Source organism: Microcosmobacter mediterraneus, from assembly GCF_031846265.1.
Classification (GTDB): Bacteria; Bacteroidota; Bacteroidia; order Flavobacteriales; family Flavobacteriaceae; genus Microcosmobacter; species Microcosmobacter mediterraneus.
Map to the genome: position 1 here is coordinate 58,730 of NZ_JAVRIA010000009.1, position 25,830 is coordinate 84,559.

The 25,830-nt window shown below is 31.4% G+C and carries 29 protein-coding genes; 22 read left to right on the plus strand and 7 right to left on the minus strand.

Annotation, left to right across the window (positions count from 1 at the left end; all coding sequences use genetic code 11):
* Positions 1-34: 34 nt before the first annotated feature.
* The 7 genes from RM697_RS12790 to RM697_RS12820 form a co-directional block, all read right to left on the minus strand.
* Complete coding sequence (locus RM697_RS12790) at positions 35-367, minus strand: hypothetical protein (protein ID WP_311428296.1); 333 nt, start codon at positions 365-367, stop codon at positions 35-37.
* A 1-nt stretch (position 368) separates the two neighbouring features.
* Positions 369-674: a DUF6787 family protein gene (locus RM697_RS12795; RefSeq protein WP_311428297.1), complete on the minus strand. Its 306-nt coding sequence runs from the start codon at positions 672-674 to the stop codon at positions 369-371.
* 27 nt (positions 675-701) lie between these two features.
* On the minus strand, positions 702-1,136 hold the full coding sequence (locus RM697_RS12800) for a DUF6146 family protein (RefSeq protein ID WP_311428298.1): 435 nt from the start codon (positions 1,134-1,136) through the stop codon (positions 702-704).
* 119 nt (positions 1,137-1,255) lie between these two features.
* Positions 1,256-1,891, minus strand: coding sequence for a DUF937 domain-containing protein (locus RM697_RS12805; protein ID WP_311428299.1), 636 nt, complete (start codon positions 1,889-1,891; stop codon positions 1,256-1,258).
* 114 nt (positions 1,892-2,005) lie between these two features.
* Positions 2,006-2,956, minus strand: coding sequence for a D-2-hydroxyacid dehydrogenase (locus RM697_RS12810; protein ID WP_311428300.1), 951 nt, complete (start codon positions 2,954-2,956; stop codon positions 2,006-2,008).
* 121 nt (positions 2,957-3,077) lie between these two features.
* Complete coding sequence (gene serC / locus RM697_RS12815; protein ID WP_311428325.1) at positions 3,078-4,139, minus strand: 3-phosphoserine/phosphohydroxythreonine transaminase; 1,062 nt, start codon at positions 4,137-4,139, stop codon at positions 3,078-3,080.
* 79 nt (positions 4,140-4,218) lie between these two features.
* Positions 4,219-5,277, minus strand: a complete 1,059-nt coding sequence (locus RM697_RS12820; protein ID WP_311428301.1) for an acyl-CoA reductase — start codon at positions 5,275-5,277, stop codon at positions 4,219-4,221.
* Between the two features lie 66 nt (positions 5,278-5,343).
* On the opposite strand from RM697_RS12820, the gene RM697_RS12825 reads away from it, so the two are divergent.
* From RM697_RS12825 to RM697_RS12930, 22 genes are all read left to right on the plus strand, one after another.
* Positions 5,344-5,697: a 4Fe-4S dicluster domain-containing protein gene (locus RM697_RS12825; RefSeq protein WP_311428302.1), complete on the plus strand. Its 354-nt coding sequence runs from the start codon at positions 5,344-5,346 to the stop codon at positions 5,695-5,697.
* 164 nt (positions 5,698-5,861) lie between these two features.
* The gene (locus RM697_RS12830; RefSeq protein ID WP_311428303.1) at positions 5,862-6,506 is read left to right on the plus strand and encodes a hypothetical protein; all 645 of its coding nucleotides are present in this window, start codon (positions 5,862-5,864) and stop codon (positions 6,504-6,506) included.
* Between the two features lie 165 nt (positions 6,507-6,671).
* Positions 6,672-7,253 (plus strand): hypothetical protein, encoded by a 582-nt coding sequence (locus tag RM697_RS12835; protein WP_311428304.1) that lies wholly within the window; start codon positions 6,672-6,674, stop codon positions 7,251-7,253.
* 245 nt (positions 7,254-7,498) lie between these two features.
* Positions 7,499-8,113, plus strand: coding sequence for a hypothetical protein (locus RM697_RS12840; RefSeq protein ID WP_311428305.1), 615 nt, complete (start codon positions 7,499-7,501; stop codon positions 8,111-8,113).
* Between the two features lie 50 nt (positions 8,114-8,163).
* On the plus strand, positions 8,164-8,625 hold the full coding sequence (locus RM697_RS12845) for a hypothetical protein (protein ID WP_311428306.1): 462 nt from the start codon (positions 8,164-8,166) through the stop codon (positions 8,623-8,625).
* A 193-nt stretch (positions 8,626-8,818) separates the two neighbouring features.
* Positions 8,819-9,841, plus strand: coding sequence for a DUF6090 family protein (locus tag RM697_RS12850; protein ID WP_311428307.1), 1,023 nt, complete (start codon positions 8,819-8,821; stop codon positions 9,839-9,841).
* A gap of 171 nt (positions 9,842-10,012) precedes the next feature.
* The gene (locus RM697_RS12855) at positions 10,013-10,753 is read left to right on the plus strand and encodes a DUF6090 family protein (RefSeq protein WP_311428308.1); all 741 of its coding nucleotides are present in this window, start codon (positions 10,013-10,015) and stop codon (positions 10,751-10,753) included.
* Positions 10,754-10,913: 160 nt separating this feature from the next.
* Complete coding sequence (locus RM697_RS12860) at positions 10,914-11,669, plus strand: DUF6090 family protein (protein WP_311428309.1); 756 nt, start codon at positions 10,914-10,916, stop codon at positions 11,667-11,669.
* 161 nt (positions 11,670-11,830) lie between these two features.
* A complete protein-coding gene (locus RM697_RS12865; RefSeq protein ID WP_311428310.1) occupies positions 11,831-12,586 on the plus strand; it encodes a DUF6090 family protein in 756 nt (251 codons plus the stop codon).
* 162 nt (positions 12,587-12,748) lie between these two features.
* Entirely contained in the window at positions 12,749-13,483 is a 735-nt protein-coding gene (locus tag RM697_RS12870) for a hypothetical protein (protein ID WP_311428311.1), read from the plus strand.
* A 158-nt stretch (positions 13,484-13,641) separates the two neighbouring features.
* Positions 13,642-14,388: a DUF6090 family protein gene (locus tag RM697_RS12875; protein WP_311428312.1), complete on the plus strand. Its 747-nt coding sequence runs from the start codon at positions 13,642-13,644 to the stop codon at positions 14,386-14,388.
* Positions 14,389-14,551: 163 nt separating this feature from the next.
* On the plus strand, positions 14,552-14,956 hold the full coding sequence (locus RM697_RS12880) for a nuclear transport factor 2 family protein (protein ID WP_311428313.1): 405 nt from the start codon (positions 14,552-14,554) through the stop codon (positions 14,954-14,956).
* Positions 14,957-14,994: 38 nt separating this feature from the next.
* Positions 14,995-15,504 carry a 2'-5' RNA ligase family protein gene (locus RM697_RS12885; protein ID WP_311428314.1) on the plus strand — a complete coding sequence of 170 codons (510 nt, stop codon included), beginning with the start codon at positions 14,995-14,997 and terminating at the stop codon, positions 15,502-15,504.
* Between the two features lie 175 nt (positions 15,505-15,679).
* Entirely contained in the window at positions 15,680-16,030 is a 351-nt protein-coding gene (locus RM697_RS12890) for a DoxX family protein (RefSeq protein ID WP_311428315.1), read from the plus strand.
* 241 nt (positions 16,031-16,271) lie between these two features.
* Positions 16,272-16,796 (plus strand): DinB family protein, encoded by a 525-nt coding sequence (locus tag RM697_RS12895; RefSeq protein WP_311428316.1) that lies wholly within the window; start codon positions 16,272-16,274, stop codon positions 16,794-16,796.
* Positions 16,797-17,040: 244 nt separating this feature from the next.
* On the plus strand, positions 17,041-17,415 hold the full coding sequence (locus tag RM697_RS12900; RefSeq protein ID WP_311428317.1) for a hypothetical protein: 375 nt from the start codon (positions 17,041-17,043) through the stop codon (positions 17,413-17,415).
* 288 nt (positions 17,416-17,703) lie between these two features.
* Complete coding sequence (locus RM697_RS12905) at positions 17,704-18,936, plus strand: serine hydrolase domain-containing protein (protein ID WP_311428318.1); 1,233 nt, start codon at positions 17,704-17,706, stop codon at positions 18,934-18,936.
* Between the two features lie 159 nt (positions 18,937-19,095).
* Positions 19,096-20,190 (plus strand): redox-regulated ATPase YchF, encoded by a 1,095-nt coding sequence (gene ychF / locus RM697_RS12910; RefSeq protein ID WP_311428319.1) that lies wholly within the window; start codon positions 19,096-19,098, stop codon positions 20,188-20,190.
* Positions 20,191-20,250: 60 nt separating this feature from the next.
* Positions 20,251-20,715, plus strand: a complete 465-nt coding sequence (locus RM697_RS12915) for an SRPBCC family protein (protein ID WP_311428320.1) — start codon at positions 20,251-20,253, stop codon at positions 20,713-20,715.
* A gap of 132 nt (positions 20,716-20,847) precedes the next feature.
* Positions 20,848-22,701, plus strand: a complete 1,854-nt coding sequence (locus tag RM697_RS12920; RefSeq protein WP_311428321.1) for a DNA topoisomerase IV subunit B — start codon at positions 20,848-20,850, stop codon at positions 22,699-22,701.
* A gap of 1 nt (position 22,702) precedes the next feature.
* Positions 22,703-23,197 (plus strand): hypothetical protein, encoded by a 495-nt coding sequence (locus RM697_RS12925; protein WP_311428322.1) that lies wholly within the window; start codon positions 22,703-22,705, stop codon positions 23,195-23,197.
* Positions 23,190-25,830 (plus strand): DNA gyrase/topoisomerase IV subunit A (locus RM697_RS12930; protein WP_311428323.1); only part of this gene is annotated, 2,641 nt, incomplete at its 3' end. The genes RM697_RS12925 and RM697_RS12930, both read left to right, overlap by 8 nt.

The following is a 25,830-nucleotide window of genomic DNA, read 5'->3' on the forward strand; positions in this document are numbered from 1 at the left end:
TTATATAAAAGGTTATAAATGTTGTTTGAAGAACTTAAACAACTGAAGGTGGGCCTCTTAAATAAAAACTAAAAAATTGGTAAGAATTGTAAAAGAAATAGTGTTTATCTAAGTTTTCTTTAACAAATATATCCTCATTATTTACAACTCTTTCGGTAAAAGAATAATAGTGGTTATTAAGTTTAAATTTAAAATAATCACATTCTAAATCTAACTCATGGAAATGTAACGCAGAATCGCCTTCGCATACCTCATGCTTGTGATGGTTGAATGCGTGAGAGAACTTTACCAATGTAGGCATCATAACTGATGCTACAAGGCATAATCCTATTATTAGTTTTGAAATATGTAATATTCTCTCTCTCAAACTACTTTAGCCAACGTTTAAAACCCAATCGGCTCAGCATTTTTTTTTCAAAGTTCCAAAAAAAATTGAACTGACCAAAAATCCAACCAAAGAAAACTAATAAAACCTGATAAACTGGGAATACTAACAAAATTTTAAGAAAATAATAGAACGCTGTATAATCGAAATTTGTTTTTACTATACCGAAAAAGTTTAAAATTGGCTTGGTAACATAGATCGATGATGATCCAGTAACTGCAAATACTATAAGAATTAGTATTACTTGAAGATTTGAAGAAATTCCCCAACGCTTTTTTAGCTTTTCCATAACAAAATTTAGCGTTGCAAAGATAGGTTAAATTCGAGGAATCCGAGTACCTAATTGTTGCTTATATTTTAGCTGAAAATAGATGAAGTAATTATACAGTTTATAATTAACTTCATAACCATAATCTGTATTTCTATTATAATCAATTCTTAACTCATATAGATTTGGATCAAATCCTTGAGGTTGCATAACTCTTAAATTCCACTCGCGCACATATACAATATTCCTGTTTTCTAAATAATTCTGAGAGTAATATCCTTCTGGTCTTGCTGTAGATTGCAACCAATAATTAAATCCAGGTTCAATAATAATTATCTCATACTCAGTTTTAGGATTTGCAATTCTGACGGTATCATTTTGAGCTAATGCAATTTCGCTTTCATTAGTAACGTCTTTGTTGTAATTAGATTTACAACTTAATGTAACTATACCAAAGATAAAAAAACAAAAAACGATTCTCATAATTATATATTGATATAAAGTTACAAAATACCTTTTTACAACAGACAATAGTACAGCGCTTTAACAAAAAAAGGTTTGATTATATAATCAAACCTTTTGCTGTTAGTTTATACTAATTATTATTTACCTCCAAAAAGTCCACCAAGTAATCCACCTAGTCCACCTTTCTTTTTGGCACCTCCTAGAACCATACCTGCTACATCATCAATAACGCTTCCATCACCATCTGCATCAAGTATTTTTTCTAAAAAGCTTTGTTCTTTTTGAGCAGAATTTCCACCCAAAAGACCTCCTAAAACGCTAGTCATATCAGAAGGTTGTTGCACTTTTTGTTGTCTAGTCTGTTTTCCTAAAACTCCCATAAGAATTGGTGCAGCAACTTTTAAGATATTTCCAACAGATCCTGCATCTATTCCAGATTTTTCACTCAGTACTTTTTCTACACCTTGTTGTTTATTACCAAGCACATGACCAAGAATTTTTCCACCATCATTAACAACTTCATCATTTACTCCTCCTCCAAAAAGATCTCCTAAATTATCTAATATACTACCATCGTGTTTGTTTAAAGCTCCCATTAATCCTTCAGCACCTTTTGGTGTAGAAGCATTACGCTCCATGGCTTTCATTAACACTGGAAGCGCCATAGTTAACAAACCGCCTGTTTTGTTTTCGTCTTGACCAGTAGATCCTGCAACACCACTAATGATGGTTTTTCCAATATCACTGTTTAATAAGTCTAAAATTCCTGACATAATTTTTAATTGAATTTAATTATTTTAAGTTGTTGTAAGGTACAAAAATGCCCTAACATATATTAGGACTCTTAATTTACTATTTGGTCACATTTTATTTAAAACTCAAAAAACTTATTTAAGAATGGTTATTATTTGTGACGCTAATTCGGTTCCAATTCTATCCTGTGCTTCGTTAGTTGCTGCTCCTGTATGTGGTGTTAGAGATAATGCAGGGTTCATTAATAACTGAATCTCAGGTTTTGGCTCTTTTTCGTAAACATCTAAAGCGGCTCTGGCAACTTTACCATTTTCAATCGCTTTAACTAATGCCATTTCATTTATAACACCACCACGCGCTGCATTGGCCAATATGACACCTTCCTTCATCATACCAAACTCTTTTTCATCAATTACATATTCTTTTTGTGCAGGAACATGTAAAGTCAAAAAATCTGCTTGTTTGAGTACGTCTTCTTTAGACATCGTTTTGATTTCAAAATTAACTTTCTGACCATCAAAAAATTCAAGCTCTAAATGAGCTTGTTCCATAAAAGGATCAAATGCAACAACCTTCATGCCTACTCCTAAAGCAATTTTAGCAGTAGCCTGTCCTATTCGACCAAAGCCCAAAACACCAAGTGTTTTTCCTTTTAACTCAGTACCTTTAGCATAGGCCTTTTTTAAACCTTTAAAGTTAGTGTCACCTTCTAAAGGCATATCTCTATTAGACTTGTGTAAAAAACGTGCTAAGCCATATAAATGACCAAAAACTAATTCTGCAACAGAATGTGATGAAGCAGCAGGTGTATTGATAACATGCTTACCTTGCTCACGAGCATATTCCACATCAATATTATCCATACCAACACCTCCACGACCAATAATCTTTAAATCTGGGCAACCATCAATAATATCTTTCCTAACCTTTGTGGCACTGCGAACTAATAAAACATCAATACTGTTTTCGTTTATAAAGTTTTCTAATTGCTCTTGTGCAACAGTTGTTGTTAACACTTCAAATCCTGCTTGTTCTAGTGCATCAATTCCGCTTTGTGATACACCATCATTTGCTAATACTTTCATGTTTTAGTTTAAAGTTTAAAGTTTAAAGTTTAAAGTCTTAACAACTTTGAAACTGTAACCTTATTGTTAATTTTTTTAGTACAACTAACTGTAAACCGATACTGTCTACTGCTAACTTTTTTTAAGCTTTACTTTCTAATTCGCTCATCACCTCAACTAGTGCTTTTACACTATCTAGTGATAACGCATTATACATAGACGCTCTGTAACCACCTACACTTCTATGACCATTAAGACCATTAATACCAGCTTCCTTTAACATGGCCTCAAAAGTATCTTTTAGGTTTTCATTTTCAAGTGTAAATGTTGCATTCATTTGTGAGCGGTCTTCCTTTACAGCATACCCTTTAAATAATGGATTCAAATCTATTTCAGAATAAATAAGTCGTGCTTTTTTATCATTCTCTTCTGCAATGGCCTTTATGCCTCCTAAGTTTTTTAACCATTCCAGATTAAGCATACTTACATAAACCGGAAAAACAGGAGGTGTATTAAACATACTGCCTTTACTAATATGTACTTTATAATCCATCATTGACGGAATTTTACGCGATACTTTACCAAGAATATCCTCTTTAACCACAACAAGTGTTGTACCTGCTGGTCCCATATTTTTTTGTGCGCCAGCATAGATTAAATCAAATTTTGAAAAATCTAGAGTACGAGAAAAAATATCACTACTCATATCACATACCATAGGAATTGGGCAATCTGGAAACGATTTCATTTGTGTTCCAAAAATGGTATTGTTAGAGGTACAGTGAAAATAATCGTAATCCTCAGGAATATCATAGCCTTTTGGTATGTAGTTAAAACCTGCCGCTTCAGAAGTTCCTACTTCATATATATCATCATAAATCTTAGCTTCCTTAATGGCTTTAGCACTCCAGGTTCCTGTATTTAAATAACCAGCACGCTTTTCTAATAAGTTTAAAGCTACCATTAAAAATTGTGAACTTGCACCACCTTGCAGAAACAACGCTTTATACCCTTTTCCTTCTAAACCTAAAAGTTCTAATACTAAACTTCTAGCTTTTTCCATAACATCGACAAATGGTTTGCTTCGATGCGATATCTCTAGTAAAGATAAGCCATTATCAAAATCTAATACTGCCTCAGAAGCCTTCTGCATTACCGATTTTGGTAATATACATGGACCAGCGCTAAAGTTGTGTTTCTTTATCATTTTAAGTTAAATTTTTCAAAGTGCAAAGTTGCTAATTTCTTATAGATTTGGTGTTATTAAATCGATAATTTTTCTATTAAATTTTCAACAAAAATGAAATAGAATCTATACCATCTGCATAATCTGAAAGTTCAGGATTTTGAGTTTCACCAAAATTTACCTCATTAGATATCAAACCATTAGATACCACACACTGAATTTGTTCTTTATCCTTTTCTAGTTTTGATATAAGTGTTTCTTTAGATTCGTAATGTTCATAAAACACTGTTGCTATAGGAGACGCATAACTTTTATCTTCTTTTATCATTAAGAACCCATTCTCTAACATATCAAACTCACTCATTAAATACACTGCTTTATTATAATCGTAATTATTAGCGTATTTAGCTTCATTAATGACAGGATGCCACTTATAAATAGCTTTAAAAAAAGCATCAAAATTATAGTTTTTAGGCACAAATAATTTAGAAACACTTCTACAGCCCAAACCATAGTATCTAAAGACATCATTAGATAAAGCTTCTAATTGCTCTTCGGTTTCGTTTCCTTGTAAAACTGCTACAGAATTTCTGTTACGACGTATAATTGATGGTTTGTTTTTAAAATAATACTCAAAATAACGTGCAGTATTATTACTTCCTGTGGCAATAACAGCATCATATCCTTCTAGTTTTTGCTCGGTAAAAGATATTTTTCCTTTAAACGCTGGTTCTACATACTCTAAATATTTAGCTAAAAAAGGAACTAAGTGTTTATCATTAGACGATTGTTTTACCAATACGCGATGACCAGAAATAAGTACTGATAAAAAATCATGAAAGCCAACCATTGGAATATTACCAGCCATTATGATAGCAACCTGTTTGGGAGTACTATTGCAAAAATCGTAATGAGACAACCATTCTGTTAGCTTTTTATCCGTTAATACCTTAGCCCAACCTTGTATAGCATACAAAAGGTTAGCTTTAGTAAACCAACCATTGTGTTCTTGTGCTAGTTTAAGCTGATGTTTAAAACCATCAAAAAATACATCGTTAAAAGCAACTGTATTATTTTTAATAGGCTCGGCTATTGAGAACTGATCTAAAAACTGACCTAATTTTACAAATGCGTTAATTCTATGTTGTAATTGCATCCTAAGTTTGCGTAATACTGGTTTTGGCTTTATTTTTGCAATCGCAAAGATAAAAAGAAAACTACTATGGCTATCATTATAACAGACGAATGTATTAACTGTGGAGCATGCGAGCCAGAATGCCCAAATACTGCTATTTACGAAGGTGCAGACGATTGGCGATATGCTGATGGCACAAGCTTAACTGGTGATGTTATTTTACCAAACGGAAAAGCAGTAAATGCAGACGACACACAAGAGCCTATTAGTGATGAAGTTTACTACATTGCTCCAGATAAATGCACTGAGTGCATGGGTTTCCATGAAGAGCCACAATGTGCAGCAGTCTGTCCTGTAGATTGTTGTGTACCAGATGAAGATGTTGTTGAAACAGAAGAAGAACTTTTAGGTAAGCAACGTTTTATGCATCCTGATGACTAAAACGATAATTGATACGTATTAATAAATCCTAAACCTATGTTTAGGATTTTTTTTTACTCTAAAAACTTTAACAAACCTTCTGTTATCCCGTGATTATCACTAAAAAAAGTATATATTTATTATCATATAACTAGTTAGCTACAATGCCGAAACAAACTTTATAGATGATATTATTATTTCTGTTTTTAACCTTAATTATAGTTCTGATTTATCCTGTTTTGGCGTGGAAAATGTTCAAAGCTCTTAAGTCAAAAAACAAACCGAAATTTTATCGACTTTCAGCAATTCTATTAATTCTGATTTTGATTCCAGGATTTTTCTGGAAAATATTGCCAGGTTCAAATCTATTTTGGAATCCAATCGAAAAAGCAGAAGAAAGGAATTATAATGTGGAACTAACTGGATTTGAATTTAATGATGGCGAACTGATTTATGAATATGAAACTGAAAGAGCTTTTAATGGAGATGGATATTCGATTTCGATTTACAAAATTGACGACCGAACAGCAGAATATTTTAAAAATCCAAAAGTGGAATTCTTTAACAAATATCCAAGTACGGAATTAAGGAGTCATTGGGAACCTGAATTTTGGAAAAAAACACCATTTGACAAGCAAGAGATAAAGTTTTTGGACTTTGCTCACAGCACTCTTGACGAATTGGAATTTGAATTAGAAGATTTATTGTATGAAAAAGGGAATTACTATGCTTATAAATATTATATGCACAGTTATGGAATTGGAAACATCGACTTTTACATTCTTTGTCCGAATAGAAAATTGATTGTTAGAATAAACAATAACACGTAAAAAGCACAGTAGCTAACAATGTGTATAATTCATTGCTAGTTCTAGCCTACTTGGAAATTCCTGCGGAATTTCCTCTAGTTCGTTTTTGTTTACTAATTTAGTTGCTTATACACGCAACGAAATCATACACCAGACCGTTGTGCAACATTTGAAAAAACATCGAGAATGACCAATTTTATTTTAAATTTCAAAAGTTTAGGGTCAAAACTAATTACTCGAATGGACTTCAATTCTGAAAAGCCAGCAACGGAATTTATTGAACTGACTAAACTTAACGGTTACAAAATGTACCAATATATTCAAAGCGGAAATAATTATGTTATGACCGCAGAAGAATTGGAAATGAAGAATATCAAGTTCGAAAAATTGTTACGTGAAGTTAAAACGTGGTTTGGACTATCAAAAAAGACTGTAACTGATTTTTTAATTATGCCAGATAAGAGTTTTTATTATCCATACGAATTCGGCTCTTATCTATATATTTTCACAAAACAGAACAGAACAAAAGTTGATTTTGAAAATTGGCTTGATAAAGAGTTTCCAAGTAGATTTGGACATATTGACGAGACATTTACTGGATTTGAGAACCTAATGGATGATGAAGATTATTTAATTGCAACAAATCACGATTTACAACATCAATTTGGAGTGGTTGGAAACAAAAACATAATTGACCAAATAATTACCGAATATAAAAACGCAAATTTGAGAGAATTTGAGTTGGATGATTACGAAGAGAAACCCTAAAAAAAACGTTGCACAACAATGGCTATAATTTATAGCTACATTCTGCTAGCTTAAAAATAATTACTTTTAATACGGCTGGATTTCAGTCCGACAATTCCCGTTGGGAATCGCCGCTACGAAATCATAGCCGAGACCGTTGTATGCAATTTGAGAAAGCTCGTTACTCAACCAAAGACATCGTTCACTCATTATAACTTTTATAGAGAAACTAGATGGATTAATTTTGAGAAACTAAAGAACTAAAAATGAAATTCCCGATTACACTTACACTTCTTCTATTTTCTGTTCTCACTTTCGGACAAGACCTGACTGATATAAAAACGTCGTTGGAAAAACTAAAGATTGACGAAAATGGCTCGTACGAATCTGATAAATGGTATTACAATCCTGAAAAAGCTGACATTAAAGAAATAAATAAAGAAACGCTGAATAAAGTAATGCCTGAATATGATTTTTACAGCGTGTATTTAGAAGGTTATTATGGTTGGCACAAGAAACATTCCAGATGCTTAGTCTTATTGGATTCTGATAGCGGGAAATTAGTGATAATTGACCCAATTTGGTACGATGAAATAAGTCCTGTACTGATTAAAATGATTATTGGTTATGAATTCGAAAATAAAAAGGAGCTACAATTATTTACTTTTGAACTACAAGAAGTTTTGCTTACTGGTTCAATCAATCTTGATTTTAGCAACACAATATTCGAAGAAAAGAATATAACTTTTAACTTAATCGAAACGCACAAAGAAAAAGGAAATGTTTGGAGAAAGATTGAAATTGGAATTAATAAAAATACGATTGAATTTCTGACTTCAACAAATCCGATCACAGAAGAAAAACGAATAATAAACAAATAAAAACTGCTTACAACAAAGTGTATAATTAATTGCTAGGTTCTAACCTACTTATGAAAATGAGAATAAAAAATAAAAAAATAATATTTTGTTTAATAATGGTTTCATTTGGAATATATTCAATTGCACAAAATGATAATAATAAAGAGTTAAATAGAATAATAACCAAGATTGAAAATCAAGAATATTTATTCGATGATTATGAATTGAAAAAAAAGAGCTTAAGACTTGCTAATAAATTAAACAAAATAGCTAATGAAAATGAACTATTGGAACTTTCAAAAAAAGATTGTAAGCTTTGCTTTAGTTATTCATTTTGGGTTCTTTCAAAAAGAAAATCTGATTTAACTGAACAACTCTACACAGATTATATCGAAAACAGTAATGAGGAACAAATAATCCTGATTAATGAATTCACTAGGAAAAATAAGGGCTGTGTTAAGATTCTAATATCTCAACAAAATTTTATTTTTGACATTCATAATGATGGTAAATATCTTGAGGGAATGAAATAAAACTGCATACAACAATGTGTATAATTGCTTCGCCAGTTCGCACATGGTGCTCGTGTCATTGCTGGTTCTAGCCTACTTGGAAATTCCTTCGGAATTTCCACTGGTTCGTTTTAGTTTACTAATTTAGTTGCTTAAACACGCAACGAAATCATACACAAACACGTTGTGCTTCATTACCAGAAACCGCTAACCAATGATAAAATTCTTTAGAAAAATTAGACAAAAACTACTTTCCGAGGGAAAAACTGGAAAGTATTTTAAATATGCTATTGGTGAAATTGTTCTTGTTGTAATCGGAATTTTGATTGCATTGGCCTTAAACAATTGGAGCGAAAAAGCCAAAGAGATTGATTTCGCTGTAAAAGAAGTTGAGAATTTAAGTCAAAATTTATACGATACGAATTTAAACAATAGTGAGATTTTTTTTCTACAAATTCAAGACAGTGTTATACAGTCATTAAGAAATGATGACGACTCTATTTATCCCAATTATACAAGGTGGTATGATAAAAATCCTTTTTCAAATGGTCGAGATTTAGAATATACCATGACAGAAAATTTTGATTTAGTATTGAATCATGAAAAATCATTTCCAGTCAAATACAATAGTGTCATTAAGAGCATTAAATACACTAAAAACATATATAAGAACACTCTACCTTATTTAGATAAATTAACTAGTATTGAAAGAAGGAACAACGAAATATTAAGTAACCGATTTGGTTGGTACGATGATTATAGCCCTGAAGCTCTAATTAAAAGGCATGAATATTTTGTTAAAGATTCATTATTTCAAAATCGACTATTTGAGTATACGCAGATCTTTGACGGGTATGCATCTCAGGTAAATAGGTTAAGAATGTTAAAGGCTAAAATATGGCTTGAGGTAGAAATTCTTAGTCCAAATAAATCTTTAAATGGCTTAAATAATGGACTAAATAAAATGAATCTGACAAAATTATCTGAAGTAAGTTGTTCAGAAATTTTTAAAGAAAATAAATTACCATCCTTTATTATTTGGAATTTGATTTACAATTCAACAAAAGATACTATTCAAATCGCAACATGGAATAGAAAAGAACCTAATGGTTTCATAGCGCCAAATAGTATAGAAGTAATAAGTGGACGAAAAAATGATGGAATTAAAATTTTTAAAAATGGACAGTGTGCCGTAAAATACAATAATTTAATAAGTGGATTTGTAATTATTGAATAGAGCAAAATAACGAAAGCACAACAACGTGTATAATTCATTGCTAGTAATCGCCTAATTGCGAAAATCCTCGCAGAATTTCTATTCAGTTTGTATTTGCTAAATTAGTTGCTAAAACACGCAACGAAATCATACACAAAAACGTTGTGCTTCATTATAACCAACCGCTAACCAATGATTAAATTCTTTAGAAAAATTAGACAAAAAATGCTGACTGAAAATAAGTACAGTAAATATCTGATTTATGCAATTGGAGAAATAGTTCTTGTTGTGATTGGAATTTTAATTGCTTTGGGAATAAACAATTGGAATGAAGAAGGCAAATTGAATAATAAAAGGCAACAATATTATAATCAATTGATATCGGACATAAATAAGGATATCGAAATAACAACTAACATCATTACTAAATTTAAGACACACAACCAACAGTATTTAGACAATTTAAATAATTACACCAACAAAGACATTACCCTGAGTGAACTTCTAAATAATTATCGTCAAATAAAACTGAAAGCATACCAGATAAGATTTAATTCCAGTACAATGACATCATTAATTAGTAGTGGAGATATTGAATTACTTGAACCCAAATTAAGAAATAAGCTAATAGACTTAGGAAGATTGCAAGAATTAACAATAAAAGATTTTGACTTTACCAATAATGGTGCATCGGGAATTGTTCAAAATATATCTTCAATGATAGGCTCAGTTCCATTGCAGAAGAACCTGGAAAAGCACAATAGTTTGAATGAATTGAGAATGAAGAATAATATGAGCCAATTAGTTTTAGCCTATGAAGGCGCGCATAACTGGATATATCTTGCTCAGAAGGATGCTATTGAAGGACTTGAGGAAATGGAAAAAGAATTAAGGGAAATTACAGAAATTATTAACCTGAAAATAAAAAAATAACGGAAGCACAACAATGGCTATAAACAATTGCTATTACAGGCTTATCCTGAAAATTCCTGCGGAATTTTCAGCTTTTCGTGTACTTGCAAAAGTCCGTGCTAACCCACGCAACTGTTCATAGCCGAGACCGTTGTGCTTCATTATAACCAACTATTAACCAATGATAAAATTCTTTAGGAAAATTAGACAAAACTTGCTTATGGAAAACAAAACCGGAAAGTATTTTAAATATGCTATCGGAGAGATAGTCCTTGTGGTAATTGGAATTTTAATTGCACTTCAAATAAACAATTGGAATCAAAATCGACTTAAAAAAATACAAGTGAATACTTATCTTAAGAGTATTACAACAGATTTAAAATCTGATATTAGTTTATACCAGTTAAGTATAGATACATATGAAAAACACATTGAAAATATTAGTCAAGTCTTATCAAATAGTGAATACAAGCAATTAAAAGTTGATTCCATTTATACTCTTATAACCAGAACTTGGGGTACTAATTTGATAAAAACTCAGACTTACGAAAAGATAAAAAGCACAGGATTACAGGACATTCTAGGAACAGTCGAAATAGATAATGCAGTAAATGATTACTACGGAGAATCGACAACTCATTTCGATTATTATGTGAATTGGAATGCAGAAATGACTAATAGAGATGACTTATTTTGGAATTATGCCGATAATTTTGAGTCTGGAATTCTTGAACGAGTTAATTCAACTTCTATACCATATCAACAAGATTCAATAAAAAGAAAAGAGGAATTGGTACAACTCATTGAATCAACTCTTGGAAGGAACTATCTAAAAAACGCTTTGAGTCGCGATGTTTATGGTATTCGAATAATAGAAAACTTCAAGTCGAAAGCCGACAATTTAGTAGAATTAATAGAAAAACAAATTGACAAATAACGAAAGCACAACAATGGCTATAAACAATTGCTATTACAGGCTTATCCTGAAAATTCCTGTGGAATTTTCAGCTTATCGTGTACTTGCAAAGTTAAGTGCTAAACCACGCAACTACTCATAGCCGAGAACGTTGTGCTTCATTATGACCAATCAATAACCAAATGATAAAATTCTTTAGAAAAATTAGACAAAACTTGCTTTCCGAAGGAAAAACAGGAAAGTATTTTAAATACGCTATTGGAGAAATAATACTGGTTGTTATCGGAATTCTAATCGCATTGGGAATAAATAATTGGAATCTTAATCGCATAGAAACTAAGCAGACTAAAACCATTTTAAATAGTATGATTCTTGATTTAGAATCGGACATAAGTAATCTCGAAAGTGACATCGTATTTTTCGAGAATGATATACAGAAAAGTAGGATTGTTCTAAATTCAGAAAAATTTGATCGAATAACTGAAGATTCATTGTACAATCTTTTACCGACAAATAGCAGTTCTTATAGCTTAAACAGACATTCTTTTGAAAAGTTAAAAAATTCAGGGATAAACAATATTCTAGATTCTGATGAACTCTATGAATCAATTAGTGCGTATTATACTGACAATGCTGATATATTAAATACAGTAAACTCATGGGACTTTGATTATTCTTTAAAAGCAACTGATTTTTGGAGACTTGGTAATGAATTTGAAGGTCCCATTTTAAATGATACGATTATCACGCGTTACAGAGATGGCGATATCATAAGAAAGACTAAACTAGTCCAATTAGTTTCTAGTATGAAAAGTAGAAACATCATACGATATGCTATATCAAGAAAATTGACCTGTATTAATGTATACAAAGGAATCAAGTTTGATGCAGAAAATCTCATTAAGATTATTAACCAAGAATTAGGACTAAAAAAATAAACGAAAGCACAACAATGGCTATAATTCATTGTGGTTTTGTGCCACACCAAAATAAAAAGCATTAATCAAAAGCTGATTTCTAAGCGGAATAATCCTGCGGATGATTCCACAACGAAATCATAGCCGAGACCGTTGTGCTTCATTATCAGAAACCGCTAACCAATGATAAAATTCTTTAGAAAAATTAGACAAAAACTTCTCTCTGAAAACAAATTCAGTAAATATCTCATTTATGCAGTTGGAGAAATTATATTGGTTGTTATTGGGATTTTGATTGCTTTACAAGTCAATACTGTTAACCAGAATAAATTAATCGACAAAAAAATATCAAATTATCTAAAAGAAATTAAATTGAATTTGGAGGATGAGATTGATCGATCTGAATTAGTGGTTGAATTTTATGTTAAACGAGATTCAGTACTAAAATTAGTGGTATTGGACAAGCTCAAGAAAGAAGATTATATTTCAGGTTCAGGTGTTCATAATCCGAATTATGCAATCATGAATTGGAATGCTATAAGTATTAATCAGAACGCTTATAATAACATGGTCTTAATTAGTAGCGATATTCCTGATAAATATAGATCGATATACAAAGAATTAAATATACTATATGAAGTGCATGGTGAAAACCTAGATGTAAGAAAATCAAAATTACAAGAGAAGATGAGAATTTTCTCTGACTATTTAAGAGATAATAAAGTTTGGTTTCATAAACTAGCTATGGGTGATAATTCAGATGAAGAAATGATTAATTATTATATGGGAGACCCATTTTATAAAAACTATGTTTTGGAATATTATGATGATGCAATGAAATTGAAACTTGCAACGTCAATTTATGCTGAACAGGCAAAAGTTGTGATAACGAAAATAGCTGAATTCGAAAATCAATAACGAAAGCACAACACCGTGTATAGCTCATTGCGGCTGAATTCCTAATCGGAATTCATTGCAATTTGCTATCTTTCGGTTATGGTGGAAAATCATAGCTGACTTCCCGCAACGAGCCATACACAAAACCGTTGTGCTTCACTATAACCAAACGCTAACCAATGATAAAATTCTTTAGAAAAATTAGACAAAACTTACTAATGGAAAACAAAACAGGAAAGTATTTCAAATATGCATTTGGAGAAATTGTATTAGTTGTTATTGGAATTTTGATTGCTCTTTCAATAAATAATTGGAATGAAAATAGAAAAGAACAAAATCAACTGCAAATCTACTATAAACAAATAATTTCAGATTTAGATGAGCAAAAAATATATTCAAACTCTGGTATTACCCAATTAGATTCCAATATTGCATCCTATGTTCAATACAAAAATCTTTTTGAAACAAAAAACTTAGCAACTGATGATGTCATAGACGCCCTTAATAAGGTGAAATTTGCCTCAATATATCTATCTTTTCGCTTTAATACAATGGAAACTTTACAATCAACAGGAGATATTAAAATTATTCCCGAAAATATTAGAAATAAACTTATAACACATAAAAGTAAAATTGACGAATGGACAATTATAAATAATGGCAATTTAAATATTTACCTGAATGGTTTATTAAAATATACCGAAAAAGGAATTGGAAGTTTTTCTTCAAGATTGCAAGAACAACCCGACTTGAAAAAAGCTATAAAAAATGACATTAAACCAATTGAAGCAATTCTTGCAGCAGAAAGTGCGTTTGGAGTTAAGTATTTTACCGAAAGGCAAACACGCCAATTCTTAAAAGAAATACTCGAAGAAATAGAAACGATGAAAAAATTAATAAATTCAGAATTAAAGAATAAAAAATAACGAAAGTACAACAATGTGTATAATTCATTGCTAGTTATAGCCTATTTACGAAAGTCCTCGCGGACTTTCTATCTGTGATTTATTTGCTAAATTTATTGCTTAAACACGCAACGAAATCATACACTAGACCGTTGGCTCTCATTAAAAAACAAAATCATCTCAAATGAAATTAAGACTTCTATTACTTTCAATGTTAGTATTTATAAATATAGCATTTGGACAAGATGAAAAAGCTCAAAAAAGCCCTCTTGAAGTTGTGAACAAGAGAATGAAATTGTATAATCAACACGATTTTGACCAATTTATAAAACTTTATGCTAAAGATGTAAAAGTTTATACTTATCCTGACAAGCTTCTTGGAGATGGTATTGAAAATATTATTTCTATTTTCAAACCAAAATTTGAGACCAAATCAATATCTGTCAAAATAATAAATCAGATTGAAAACGGCAGTCATGTTGTCAATCACGAAATAGTTACGGAAAATGGTTTATTAACTAAATATGTGTCCATATACCAAGTTGAAAACGGACTTATAAAAAGCGTAAGATTCGTAAGAGATAACTGAAAAAGCATTGTAAACGTAATTCAATTTATTTTATGAAAATGAAGAGAAAACAGTTGACACTATTCTTGGATGAAAAAGAAAGTAAAATAATTGAGACCGTACGGAAAAAATATAATCCGAGACAATATGAATTGATTAAAAGTCATATAACTCTTTGTCGAGAAGATGAAATTGAAGATATAAGACATATCAAACGCAATTTAGAAAACCTTGATGTGTATAAATTTGTGTTGCTAACAAATGGACTCATCAGATTTTCCGGAGGAAAAGGTCTTTTAATATCCATAATAGATAAAGAGCAAAAATTCCAAAAACTAAGAGAATTGGTTTTACAAAATGAAGTGTCAAATCCAAGAGAACATATAGCGCATATTACAATAATGCATCCAAGAAATTCAATCTGCGATGACACTAAATTTAAAGAGATACAGAATTTTGAATTGCCTAAAAAACTAGGTATCTCAAAAATCAGTCTAATTGAACAGGAAATTGGTAAAGAATGGAAAACGCTTAAAGCATATGAATTAAAGTATAAAAACGAGAGCTAACACCGTATAAAATTAATTGCTGGTTTTAGCCAATTTACGAAAGTCCTCGCAGACTTTCTATCTGTGATTTATTTTCTAACTTTAGTGCTTAAATCACGCAATTAATCTTATACATTAACGTTGTGTGTAATTTTCTAAAGACAAATTATAATTTGGTGAAATAATTCTATTTAGCATGAAAGAAGGAAACATTCAAAAAGTTCACTTAACATCCAAGGTATTGTTGACAATATTAATGTCATTTTCCGCTGGTATGTATATATTCTCAGGTGAACCTACAATCTTTACTGACTTAGGTTATCCATCGTATTTAATGTACCCCTTAGCTATCGCTAAAATATTAGGAATGATAACTATTTGGTCAAAATATTCTGAATTATTAACTAACTGGGCTTATGCTGGCTTCTTTTATGATGTTATCCTTGCTTTTTGCGCTCACTTAGCAGTCGGTGATGGGGAATGGGCGCCTTCTTTAATCGGAATAATTCTAGTTCTAAGTGCGGTATTTACGAGGATGAAAAAATAATCTAAAAACAACACACAACAACGTGTATAATTCATTGCGCATCGTTGGTTAAGGCGAGGAAATTATCCTACAATTTGTATATTTAACTAATCGGAAAAAGTACAAACAGCTTAGCTGTTGCGCTTTTTCTCACTGCGAATTTTCGCCGCAAGCGGCTCATCTGAAGCGAAAGTGCTCCAGCTGAATTCGCAAAGAAACCATACAAAAACACATTGTGGTGCATCATTCCTAAATCCTGAAAATGAATTTTGAGCTAAATAAATCAATAGAAATTTTAGAAAGAACACCTGAAGTTATCGAAGTCTTATTAAGTGGTCTATCTCAAGAATGGGTTCGTAGTAATGAAGGCGATCACACTTGGAGCCCATATGATATTGTTGGGCATTTAATTTTTGGAGAAAAAACAGATTGGATTTTAAGAATAAAAACAATACTTAGCGAATCTGATAACAAACTTTTTGAACCTTTTGATAGGTTTGCTCAATTAAAAGAAAATCAAGAAAAGTCAATCGATGAACTAATTATTGAGTTCAAAGAAGTAAGAATAGAGAATTTAAATAGACTGAAATCACTGAATATTAAGCAAGAAGATCTTAATCGAACAGGAATTCATCCTGAGTTTGGAGAAGTCAATTTAAAACAACTGATTTCGACTTGGGCCGTTCATGATTTAGGGCATATTGCACAAATTTCTAGAGTAATGGCAAAACAATATAAAAGCGAAGTTGGTCCTTGGATAAACTATTTGGGTATATTAAATAAATAACGACACCACAACAACGTGTATACAATATTAGAGAAACATTTATCACAATATTAATCTTCATCGGAATTTCATTCTGTGTTGCTCAAAATGGAGTAATTAACGGAAAAATAATTGCGGAAATTCCTGAAGAAGCGGAATTGTTTGCTGAAAACACTAAAGTAATTCTTGAGATAAACGGAATTGAAATAAAAATAGCTGAATTAAAAATGTTTTGCAACAATGTGTATAAAACATTAAAAAAAATATGGCACTACCTAAGAAAAAGAGCAGGTTGATAACCGTAAATAATGAAAAATATAGATACGTTATTTCTGCTGGAAAGTATAATGAAAACTGGGAGTTTGATTTGAATATAACTGTACAACTCGCGACAGGTGAAGGTTGTAAATTAAAAGTAAAAGGATTGATAACTAGGGATTATTGGCTTGATTTTCCAAATGACATAACATCCAAAGAAGATTATCCAGTTTTAACACCCTTAGAAATCTCGATAATAATAACTTGTAGTTTGAAATCAGGTTGGAATCCAGAGTTAAAAGGCAAGCCTTACATTATTAATATAAATAATAACCAAATAAGCAATGACAAAAATAATTTAAATAGATTTTGGATTGGTTAAAAAAGTTTTACAACAACGTGTATAATACTAAGTTAATGTAATTCTAAACCCCTGAAAACTCAGCGTATCACTTAAAAAAACCTCACTTTAATAGGCACAATAGCCAAAAGGATGCTCTATTTAATAATTATTTATTAAATTATAGACTACAACTACTAAAAAGTAAAGATCGTAACGATTAATAACTATAAGATTAATATTATGCGAATTAAAATTAACCATTTATTTTGTTTACTCTCGTTCATTATTATAATTGAGTCTTGCTCAAAAAAGAACAGTAAACCAACTTTGGAAATAGGTAATACAGATCAATTGAACATGGTATTGGATTATTATGTTGAGGAAGACTTTTATCCATTTGTTTATGCGAGGTTAGAAGATTTGGATGGCAATGTTATTTATGAACATAGCGCTGTAAATGAAAAATTACTTCCAAACACTAAAATCGATGGAGATACTTGGATTAGAATTTGGTCTATGAGTAAGATAGTAACCATATCTGTTGTTTTAGATTTAATTGAAGATGGTATATTAAAAATAAATGACCCAGTCTCAAAATATATTCCTGAGTTCAAAAACCTCAAAGTTGCAGTATCTAATGATGATAGAAATCTAACAGAGTATGAATGGAATGAAAGAGAGAATGCTTGCCCTGTAAAGTTTGTAAGCAATGATTCTGTAATGACTGTTCTTCACCTTATTAATCATCAAGCAGGATTTTACTATGCTACCACAGGTTTCGCTTGTATCGATTCTTTAATCGCTGAACAAAATTTACCTATGGCAAAAAACTCTGATGATTTAATTAAAAAGCTATCCCATTTACCTTTGATTCAACACTCTGGTACTGATTATTTTTATGGAACAAACACGACAGTTTTAGGTCTAGTTGCTGAGAGAGCAACAGGCAAAAAATTAAATCAACTGGTTGAGGAACGATTAACTGATCCGATGAAAATTAAAGGGTTACAATACAGACTTCCTCCCAATGAAAAACTACTGCCAAAATTCACAGGTAGAGATTCTACTTTACGTGAAGCTAAAAGAGGTGAGTTAGATATTTTTGGCCCAGATGTTCCTGATTATGATTCAAATCATCAATTATATTTAGGTGGTGAGGGAATGGTAGCTACAGCAGATGCTTATGCAGATTTTTTAAGAATGTTGTTAAAGAGAGGTATATTAAATGATTATAGGTTTTTAGAAAAAACAACAGTTGAGGATATATATGCACCTCACACCCAAAAAGATAGTCCTTATGGGTATAATGGTTACAACTTATGGATTAGTGGTGATTCAATGAAAATTAAAAAACAAGGTGAAGCTGGGCTTTGGATTGGAGGTGGCTATGAATGCACTTACTTTTGGGCAGACCCAAAACGAAATTTTGTTGGAATTATCATGTCACAAAATAACGAAGTGCGTGCACCAGGTTATGAGTTAAATGATAAGTTTCGTGGTACATTATATAAGCAAATTTGGGCCATTGAAGAGAAAAGCAAGAGTTCTACTACTGAATAAATAATTGGTAAGTACAAGTCTGGCTAGAAAAATAAATATAAACAACATTCTAAAGAGCATTACATTGAATTCTCCCTTCTTTTTCGAGCTAATTAATTACATTTGCACTTGTAAAATTTATGTCTAATTAATAAGATTCCGTACTTGCGGAAAACACATATGAAAGCCGGAATTGTAGGATTACCAAACGTAGGAAAATCGACCTTATTTAATTGCCTTTCTAATGCCAAAGCACAAAGTGCAAACTTTCCGTTTTGCACTATAGAACCTAATATTGGTGTTATTAATGTACCAGATCCTCGTTTAGAAAAACTAGAAGAACTCGTAGATCCTGAGCGCGTAATGCCTGCAACCGTTGAGATTGTAGATATTGCAGGATTAGTTAAAGGTGCCAGCAAAGGAGAAGGTTTAGGAAATCAGTTTTTAGCTAATATAAGAGAGACTGATGCTATTTTGCATGTATTACGTTGTTTTGATAACGATAATATTGTCCATGTTGATGGCAGTGTTGATCCTATACGTGATAAAGAAACTATTGATATAGAATTACAACTTAAAGACTTAGATTCGGTAGAGAAAAAAGCAGATAAAATTGGAAGAGCAGCTAAAACTGGAAATAAAGAAGCACAAAAAGAATATGATGTTCTTACCAAAATTAAAGATGCTTTAGAAGCTGGCACATCTGTGAGAGCTTTAGAGTTTGATTTAAACGATTACGAAGCTTATGTAAAACCATTACAACTTATAACAGAAAAGCCAGTAATGTATGTTTGTAACGTTGATGAAAAATCAGCAGTTTCTGGTAATACTTATGTAGACCAAGTACGTGAGGCTGTTAAAGACGAACAAGCAGAAGTTTTAGTATTAGCTGTTGGCACTGAAGCAGATATCAATGAGTTAGACGACTACGAAGAACGCCAAATGTTCTTGCAAGATATTGGTTTAGATGAGCCTGGAGCAGCAAAATTAATTCGTTCAGCCTATAAATTACTAAACCAACAAACCTATTTTACTGCTGGTAAAAAAGAAGTTAGAGCATGGACCGTAACGGTTGGCTCTACAGCACCTCAGGCTGCTGGTGTAATCCATACAGATTTTGAAAAAGGCTTCATTAGAGCAGAAGTTATTGGTTATGACGACTATGTAGGCTATGGTAGTGAAACTAAAGTAAAAGAAGCTGGTAAAATGCGTGTTGAAGGAAAAGGTTACATTGTTAAAGATGGCGATGTAATGCATTTTTTATTCAACGTATAGCATAAAACAGTTTATCCCTTTCAGTCTAGTCGAGTGAAGTCGAGACTTAAATATTAAAAGATGCCAGAAATAATTATCAAGACTAGGATTAAGGCTGATATCCAAACCTGTTTTGATTTATCTCTAGATATTGATTTCCATACTAGATCACTAAAGCATTCTAACGAAAAAGCTATCGCTGGTAAAACGACAGGTTTAATTAAGCTTGGCGAATCTGTAACGTGGCAAGCAACACATTTTGGTATCAATCAAAAATTGACTTCAAAAATTACAGAAATGAATCCTCCTCATTATTTTGTTGACGAAATGGTAAAAGGTATTTTCAAATCATTCAGGCATGAGCATCACTTTAAGAGTGTTGAAAATAACACCATCTTAACTGATAAATTTATGTATGTTTCGCCTTTTGGAATCCTAGGAAAATTAGCAGATAAAATAGTTCTAAAACGCTATTTAACCAGGCTACTAAAAACCAGAAATACGTTTCTAAAAAAGGAGGCGGAAATTAGAACAAAACTAGTCTAATATTTCAAGGTAAAATTAGATTCTCTTTTTTACATAACCCCTTTAAAACATTGTTAATAACCTTAATGTTTATGGGTTTTATTTTTTAAGGTTATATGCTATATTAGCTTCTTATGCAATTCCCCTAAGTTTATGTCGCAACAAACCAAATACACTGAAGATAATATACGTTCTCTAGACTGGAAAGAGCATATTAGAATGCGTCCAGGAATGTATATTGGTAAGCTTGGTGATGGATCGTCTCCAGATGATGGTATTTATATTCTTTTAAAAGAGGTTTTAGATAACTCTATTGATGAATTTGTAATGGGAGCTGGTAAAACCATTGAAATTTCTATTCAAGGCGAAAAAGTTATTGTTAGAGACTATGGCCGAGGAATTCCTTTAGGTAAAGTTGTAGATGTTGTGTCTAAAATGAATACTGGTGGAAAGTACGATTCTAAGGCGTTTAAAAAATCAGTTGGTTTAAATGGTGTAGGTACAAAAGCAGTTAATGCCTTATCTACATATTTTAGAGTAGAGTCTACAAGAGATGGAAAATCTGCATCTGCTGAGTTTGAACAAGGAACTCTTACAAATCAAGAGTTATTAGATGATACCTCTAGACGTAAAGGAACTAAGGTGTCATTTATACCAGATAATTCAATTTTCAAAAAATATAAATATAGAAACGAGTATGTTTCTAAAATGCTTAAAAACTATGTGTACCTCAATCCTGGTTTAACTATAGTTTTTAATGGCGAAAAGTATTACAGTGAAAATGGGCTGAAAGATTTATTAAGTGAAAATATTAATGAATCTGATAGGCTTTATCCAATCATTCATCTTAAAGGTGATGATATTGAGATAGCATTAACACATAGCAAAACACAGTATAGCGAAGAATACCACTCCTTTGTTAATGGGCAAAATACAACACAAGGTGGTACGCATTTATCTGCCTTCAGAGAAGCAATTGTAAAAACAATAAGAGAATTCTACGGAAAAACCTATGACGCCTCAGATATACGTAAATCTGTAGTGACTGCAATAGCTATAAAGGTAATGGAACCTGTATTTGAAAGTCAAACAAAAACTAAACTCGGCTCTACAGATATGGGAGGTGATTTACCAACTGTTAGAACCTATATTAATGATTTTGTAAAGCGAAAGCTCGATAATTATTTACACAAAAACCCCGATACTTCAGAAAAGATTCAACGTAAAATTTTACAAGCTGAACGAGAGCGTAAAGAACTCTCTGGTATTAGAAAATTAGCAAAAGAACGTGCAAAAAAAGCAAGCCTTCATAATAAAAAGCTTAGAGATTGTCGCGTACATTTTGGAGACACTAAAAATGAACGCAATCTTGAAACTACACTTTTTATTACAGAGGGTGATTCAGCTTCTGGAAGCATCACTAAGTCTAGAGATGTCAATACACAAGCGGTTTTTAGCCTTAAAGGTAAACCTCTAAACTGTTATGGTTTAAGTAAAAAGATTGTGTATGAAAATGAGGAGTTTAATCTTTTACAAGCTGCATTAAATATAGAAGAATCTTTAGAAGATTTACGCTATAACAATGTTGTTATTGCAACCGATGCAGATGTTGATGGTATGCATATTAGATTACTTCTGATTACATTTTTCTTACAGTTTTTCCCAGAAGTAATTAAAGAAGGTCATTTATATATTTTACAGACACCCCTTTTTAGAGTAAGAAATAAGAAGGAAACAATTTATTGTTATTCTGAAGATGAGCGTGTTAACGCTATAGAAAAACTAAAACCTAAACCTGAAATTACAAGATTTAAGGGACTTGGGGAAATTTCACCTGATGAGTTTAAACATTTTATAGGTGACGATATAAGACTAGATCCTGTAATGATGGATAAAGATATGACGATTGAGGAGTTACTTAAATTCTACATGGGGAAAAACACACCAAATCGACAAGAATTTATTATTAATAACCTAAAAGTAGAATTAGACGTTGTAGAGGAATAGAATGAGAACAAACAATAGTAAGGTAAAAAATGTAATTATATCAGTTTATTTTATTTTGATATTAACTGCTATTACAACTGCTACATTCTCTAGTTTTTTTAAAGATATAACTGGTAGTCCTTTTTTAACTGTTGGTATAATAATAAGCTTCTTTTTATTCTTATTGGTTATTCTGTATTGGATAGCTCGTTATTTTGAATACGACTCTGACGGTTTAAATATAGTAATTACAAATCGAGGTCTATTACTAGCAGATTACTTTAATTACAGAGAACATCAAATAGAGTTTGAAAAAGAGAATCTTATTTCATTCAAAATTAATAACTACATCCTTTATAAAACTTTAGTTGTAAACTTTAAAAATTCAAGAGGTAGTAAAAGACGAGAAGTTTTTAATATAACACTAGTAAGTAAAAAAAAGAGAAAATATATTAAACAATCGCTTAGTAAAATGATAAAATATAATCGAAAATTAAAGTTAGAGATTAATGAGTGAAGAGTCGGATGAAAATTTAAATAACGAAAACCATGAAACCATTACAAAAGTAACTGGTATGTATAAAGATTGGTTTTTAGATTATGCGTCTTATGTTATTTTAGAACGTGCTGTACCAGCTATAGAAGATGGTCTTAAACCTGTACAGCGACGTATTTTGCATTCCATGAAAGATTTAGATGATGGTCGTTATAATAAAGTGGCTAATATAGTAGGCCATACTATGCAATACCATCCTCATGGAGATGCTAGTATTGCTGATGCTATGGTACAAATAGGTCAGAAAGATTTATTGATAGATACCCAGGGGAATTGGGGAAATTTACTCACTGGAGATCGTGCAGCTGCATCACGATATATTGAAGCTCGTATATCAAAATTTGGATTAGACGTAGTATATAATCCTAAAATAACCGAGTGGCAAGCTTCTTATGATGGTCGACGAAAAGAACCCATAAATTTACCAGTTATGTTTCCTCTGCTGCTTGCGCAAGGTGCAGAAGGAATAGCTGTTGGATTATCAACAAAAATTTTACCACATAATTTTATTGAGCTTATTGAATCATCCATTAAACACTTACAAGGAAAACGATTTAAGTTAGTCCCTGATTTTCCTACTGCAGGTGAGGCAGATTTTACTAATTATAATGATGGTAATCGTGGAGGAAAAGTAAGAGTAAGAGCCAAAATTTCACAGTTAAACAAAAACACATTAGTTATTACCGAAATACCTTTTGGTACGACAACATCCTCACTAATTGATTCAATATTAAAAGCTAATGATAAAGGGAAAATTAAAATCAAAAAAATTGAGGATAATACAGCTGCAGAGGTTGAAATTTTAGTTCACTTACCCTCAGGTATTTCTCCAGATAAAACAATAGATGCGCTTTATGCCTTTACTAATTGCGAATCTTCAATTTCACCATTAGCTTGTGTTATAGAAGACAACAAACCAATTTTTATTGGTGTTTCAGAAATTTTACGTCGATCAACAGATAATACTGTACAATTATTAAAGAATGAATTAGAAATAAAATTAAGCGAACTAGAAGAACAGTGGCATTTTGCATCGCTCGAACGTATTTTTATTGAAAATAGAATTTATCGAGATATTGAAGAGGAAGAGACGTGGGAAGGTGTAATTTCTGCAATAGATAAAGGCCTAAAACCTCATATTAAACATCTAAAAAGAACTGTTACAGAAGAAGATATTACAAGACTCACTGAAATAAGAATCAAACGAATTTCAAAATTTGATATTGATAAAGCCCAACAAAAGATTGAAGCTCTAGATGATCAAATTGCAGAAGTAAAGCACCATCTAAACCATTTAATTGATTATGCAATTGCATACTTTCAGAGACTAAAAAAGGATTATGGTAAAGGAAAAGAACGCAAAACAGGAATCAAGATTTTTGATGATGTTGATGCAACTAAAGTGGTTATAAGAAACACAAAATTATATGTAAATAGAGAAGAAGGTTTTATCGGCACATCATTGAGAAGAGATGAGTATGTCTGTGATTGTAGTGATATTGATGATATTATTGTATTTACAAAAGAAGGAAAAATGATGGTAACCAAAGTTGGTTCAAAGACCTTTATAGGTAAAAACATTATTCATGTTGCAGTATTTAAAAAGAAAGATAAACGTACCATTTATAACCTAATTTATAGAGATGGTAAAGGAGGTCCGTCTTATGTAAAACGATTTGCCGTTACAAGTATAACTAGAGATAAAGAATACGACTTAACTAATAATAATAAAAATTCAATTATATGGCATTTTTCTGCAAACCCAAATGGTGAAGCAGAAGTTGTAACAGTATTATTACGCCAAGTAGGTAGTATTAAAAAATTAAAATGGGATCTAAATTTTGCAGATATTTTAATAAAAGGCAGAACTTCTAAAGGTAACTTAGTAACAAAGTATTCTATAAAACGAATTGAACTTAAAGAAAAAGGTGTATCTACTCTAAAGCCTCGTAAGATTTGGTTTGATGATACTGTTCAAAGGTTGAATGTTGATGAAAGAGGTGATTTAATAGGGGAGTTTAGAGGTGAAGATAAATTACTCATCATTAAACAATCAGGTGTTCTAAAAACTATTACCCCAGAACTCACAACTCATTTTGATAGTGATATGATAGTATTAGAAAAATGGGTACCAAAGAAACCTATATCAGCTATTTATTTTGATGGCGAAAAAGAACGTTATTATGTTAAACGTTTTCTTATAGATCAAGAAGGTAAAGAAGATACTTTTATTTCAGATCACGTAAACAGTAAATTAGAAATAGTCTCCACAGATTGGAAACCAGTTGCAGAAATTGTTTATGCAAAAGAACGTGGTAAAGATCGAAAAGAAAATGAAAAAGTAAATCTTGAAGAATTTATTTCAATTAAAGGAATTAATGCACTTGGTAATCAATTAACAAAATATAAAATCAATCAAATAAATTTACTTGATCCAATACCCTATGAAGCACCTGAAGAAAAACCTGCTGAAGAAATTGATGTTATAGACGTACAAGATCTATCACAGATAGAAGAAGTAAAAAGCCAGATAGAACCATCGGACAACAATTCTAATGACTCTTTAGATAATGATGAAGAAGGTCAAATAACTT

What these genes read in the sequence shown, in the direction of transcription:
- RM697_RS12795 (WP_311428297.1), bottom strand. Translation starts at nt 674, where the DNA reads ATGGAAAAGCTAAAAAAGCGTTGGGGAATTTCTTCAAATCTTCAAGTA.
- ychF (WP_311428319.1), top strand. Translation starts at nt 19,096, where the DNA reads ATGAAAGCCGGAATTGTAGGATTACCAAACGTAGGAAAATCGACCTTA.
- RM697_RS12800 (WP_311428298.1), bottom strand. Translation starts at nt 1,136, where the DNA reads ATGAGAATCGTTTTTTGTTTTTTTATCTTTGGTATAGTTACATTAAGT.
- RM697_RS12865 (WP_311428310.1), top strand. Translation starts at nt 11,831, where the DNA reads ATGATAAAATTCTTTAGAAAAATTAGACAAAACTTGCTTTCCGAAGGA.
- RM697_RS12915 (WP_311428320.1), top strand. Translation starts at nt 20,251, where the DNA reads ATGCCAGAAATAATTATCAAGACTAGGATTAAGGCTGATATCCAAACC.
- RM697_RS12920 (WP_311428321.1), top strand. Translation starts at nt 20,848, where the DNA reads ATGTCGCAACAAACCAAATACACTGAAGATAATATACGTTCTCTAGAC.
- RM697_RS12840 (WP_311428305.1), top strand. Translation starts at nt 7,499, where the DNA reads ATGAAATTCCCGATTACACTTACACTTCTTCTATTTTCTGTTCTCACT.
- RM697_RS12900 (WP_311428317.1), top strand. Translation starts at nt 17,041, where the DNA reads ATGGCACTACCTAAGAAAAAGAGCAGGTTGATAACCGTAAATAATGAA.
- RM697_RS12805 (WP_311428299.1), bottom strand. Translation starts at nt 1,891, where the DNA reads ATGTCAGGAATTTTAGACTTATTAAACAGTGATATTGGAAAAACCATC.
- RM697_RS12855 (WP_311428308.1), top strand. Translation starts at nt 10,013, where the DNA reads ATGATTAAATTCTTTAGAAAAATTAGACAAAAAATGCTGACTGAAAAT.
- RM697_RS12890 (WP_311428315.1), top strand. Translation starts at nt 15,680, where the DNA reads ATGAAAGAAGGAAACATTCAAAAAGTTCACTTAACATCCAAGGTATTG.
- RM697_RS12895 (WP_311428316.1), top strand. Translation starts at nt 16,272, where the DNA reads ATGAATTTTGAGCTAAATAAATCAATAGAAATTTTAGAAAGAACACCT.
- RM697_RS12880 (WP_311428313.1), top strand. Translation starts at nt 14,552, where the DNA reads ATGAAATTAAGACTTCTATTACTTTCAATGTTAGTATTTATAAATATA.
- RM697_RS12850 (WP_311428307.1), top strand. Translation starts at nt 8,819, where the DNA reads ATGATAAAATTCTTTAGAAAAATTAGACAAAAACTACTTTCCGAGGGA.
- RM697_RS12875 (WP_311428312.1), top strand. Translation starts at nt 13,642, where the DNA reads ATGATAAAATTCTTTAGAAAAATTAGACAAAACTTACTAATGGAAAAC.
- RM697_RS12860 (WP_311428309.1), top strand. Translation starts at nt 10,914, where the DNA reads ATGATAAAATTCTTTAGGAAAATTAGACAAAACTTGCTTATGGAAAAC.
- RM697_RS12845 (WP_311428306.1), top strand. Translation starts at nt 8,164, where the DNA reads ATGAAAATGAGAATAAAAAATAAAAAAATAATATTTTGTTTAATAATG.
- RM697_RS12835 (WP_311428304.1), top strand. Translation starts at nt 6,672, where the DNA reads ATGACCAATTTTATTTTAAATTTCAAAAGTTTAGGGTCAAAACTAATT.
- RM697_RS12925 (WP_311428322.1), top strand. Translation starts at nt 22,703, where the DNA reads ATGAGAACAAACAATAGTAAGGTAAAAAATGTAATTATATCAGTTTAT.
- RM697_RS12830 (WP_311428303.1), top strand. Translation starts at nt 5,862, where the DNA reads ATGATATTATTATTTCTGTTTTTAACCTTAATTATAGTTCTGATTTAT.
- RM697_RS12810 (WP_311428300.1), bottom strand. Translation starts at nt 2,956, where the DNA reads ATGAAAGTATTAGCAAATGATGGTGTATCACAAAGCGGAATTGATGCA.
- RM697_RS12825 (WP_311428302.1), top strand. Translation starts at nt 5,344, where the DNA reads ATGGCTATCATTATAACAGACGAATGTATTAACTGTGGAGCATGCGAG.
- RM697_RS12870 (WP_311428311.1), top strand. Translation starts at nt 12,749, where the DNA reads ATGATAAAATTCTTTAGAAAAATTAGACAAAAACTTCTCTCTGAAAAC.
- RM697_RS12820 (WP_311428301.1), bottom strand. Translation starts at nt 5,277, where the DNA reads ATGCAATTACAACATAGAATTAACGCATTTGTAAAATTAGGTCAGTTT.
- RM697_RS12885 (WP_311428314.1), top strand. Translation starts at nt 14,995, where the DNA reads ATGAAGAGAAAACAGTTGACACTATTCTTGGATGAAAAAGAAAGTAAA.